Source organism: Paenibacillus sp. MAHUQ-63, assembly GCF_028765165.1.
Taxonomy (GTDB): Bacteria; Bacillota; Bacilli; order Paenibacillales; family NBRC-103111; genus Paenibacillus_E.
In genome coordinates, this window is the sequence record NZ_JARADB010000022.1 from 1 (window position 1) to 2,182 (window position 2,182).

A 2,182-nucleotide genomic window follows, 5' to 3' on the forward strand; every position below is an offset into this window, starting at 1 on the left:
TGCAAGCCATAGCTTCGGTGGCGTGTTTAGCCCCGTTACATTTTCGGCGCAGAGTCACTCGACCAGTGAGCTATTACGCACTCTTTCAATGGTGGCTGCTTCTAAGCCAACATCCTGGTTGTCTGTGCAACTCCACATCCTTTCCCACTTAACACACACTTGGGGACCTTAGCTGATGGTCTGGGCTGTTTCCCTTTTGACAATGGATCTTAGCACTCACTGTCTGACTCCCGGATTTAAGTTTGTGGCATTCAGAGTTTGACTGGACTTGGTAACCCTTGGCGGGCCCCGCACCCAATCAGTGCTTTACCTCCACAACTCCACATCCGAGGCTAGCCCTAAAGCTATTTCGGGGAGAACCAGCTATCTCCGAGTTCGATTGGAATTTCTCCGCTACCCCCACCTCATCCCCGAATTTTTCAACATTCGTGGGTTCGGGCCTCCAGTGAGTGTTACCTCACCTTCACCCTGGACAGGGGTAGATCACACGGTTTCGGGTCTACGTCCACGTACTGAAGCGCCCTATTCAGACTCGCTTTCGCTGCGGCTCCATCTTTTCGACTTAACCTCGCACGGGAACGTAACTCGCCGGTTCATTCTACAAAAGGCACGCCATCACCCATATAGAGGGCTCTGACTTCTTGTAAGCACACGGTTTCAGGTTCTTTTTCACTCCGCTTCCGCGGTGCTTTTCACCTTTCCCTCACGGTACTGCTTCACTATCGGTCACTAGGGAGTATTTAGCCTTGGCAGATGGTCCTGCCGGATTCCGACGGGGTTTCACGTGACCCGCCGTACTCAGGATCCCTCTAGGCTTGCGTTTGTTTTTGGCTACAGGGCTTTTACCTTCTATGCCGGACCTTTCCAGATCACTTCGCCTAACAAACATGGGCCATCACGAGGTCCTACAACCCCAAGGGGCAAGCCCCTTGGTTTGGGCTGTTCCGCTTTCGCTCGCCGCTACTGACGGAATCACTTTTGTTTTCTTTTCCTCCAGGTACTTAGATGTTTCAGTTCCCTGGGTCTGCCTTCAACCATCCTATGTATTCAGATGGAGATAACTGCGCATTACCACAGCTGGGTTCCCCCATTCGGACATCCCCGGATCAAAGCCTGCTTACGGCTCCCCGAGGCATTTCGTCGTTCGCCACGTCCTTCATCGGCTCCTAGTGCCTAGGCATCCTCCGTGTGCTCTTTCTAGCTTAACCTAGAAAAAAACAATTAAAGATTTCGCATGAACAAGTCATGCTACCTAAGTTCTTACTTAACTTTCGTTTCGTTATCTAGTTTTCAAGGAACAAGTTTGGAATCGTTGTAATCGATATTCCCTCGCCCTCTCTTAGCAGCGAAAGTTATCTTATCACAACTCTTCACCTCATTTCAAGTCGAAATTTCTTAGAAATTCTGTCTTGAAATGATGTTTGGTGGAGCCAAGCGGGATCGAACCGCTGACCTCCTGCTTGCAAGGCAGGCGCTCTCCCAGCTGAGCTATGGCCCCAAATTTACCCCAAAAAGTGAAGTATGCCTTCGAGGTGAATTCCGATTACTTTTTGGGGACCCCGATACTCACTATGAAGTTTATAAGTGGGCCCTAGTGGACTCGAACCACCGACCTCACCCTTATCAGGGGTGCGCTCTAACCAGCTGAGCTAAGGGCCCGTATAGATGAAACTCTCCAAAATAAAAACCCACCTACAAGCTTTCGAAGCTTTCCTCGAAAGCTTGCCATGGGTCTCGCTTGGCAACGTTCTACTCTCCCAGAACCCTGCGGTTCAAGTACCATCGACGCTGGAGGGCTTAACGGTCGTGTTCGAGATGGGAACGCGTGGATCCCCTCCGCCATCATCACCAAACGATGAAAGATTGCTCTTTCAAAACTGAACACGAGTGAGTAACACGTTTGTGTATCCGAAGATACTTGACTGGGTCGTTGCAGACCCGAGTCTCCATAGAAAGGAGGTGATCCAGCCGCACCTTCCGATACGGCTACCTTGTTACGACTTCACCCCAATCATCTACCCCACCTTCGGCGGCTGGCCCCCTTGCGGGTTACCCCACCGACTTCGGGTGTTGTAAACTCTCGTGGTGTGACGGGCGGTGTGTACAAGACCCGGGAACGTATTCACCGCGGCATGCTGATCCGCGATTACTAGCAATTCCGACTTCATGCAGGCGAGTTGCA

The 2,182-nt window shown here is 51.3% G+C and carries 2 tRNA genes and 3 rRNA genes; all 5 read right to left on the bottom strand.

The window, feature by feature from the left end:
• Positions 1-1,208 (bottom strand): 23S ribosomal RNA (locus PUT07_RS35255); the annotation flags it as partial.
• A 214-nt stretch (positions 1,209-1,422) separates the two neighbouring features.
• A tRNA-Ala gene (locus tag PUT07_RS35260) sits at positions 1,423-1,498 on the bottom strand.
• A gap of 87 nt (positions 1,499-1,585) precedes the next feature.
• Positions 1,586-1,659: transfer RNA gene (locus PUT07_RS35265), tRNA-Ile, on the bottom strand.
• Between the two features lie 77 nt (positions 1,660-1,736).
• Positions 1,737-1,853: ribosomal RNA gene (gene rrf, locus PUT07_RS35270) — 5S ribosomal RNA — on the bottom strand.
• A 99-nt stretch (positions 1,854-1,952) separates the two neighbouring features.
• Positions 1,953-2,182, bottom strand: a 16S ribosomal RNA gene (locus PUT07_RS35275); the annotation flags it as partial.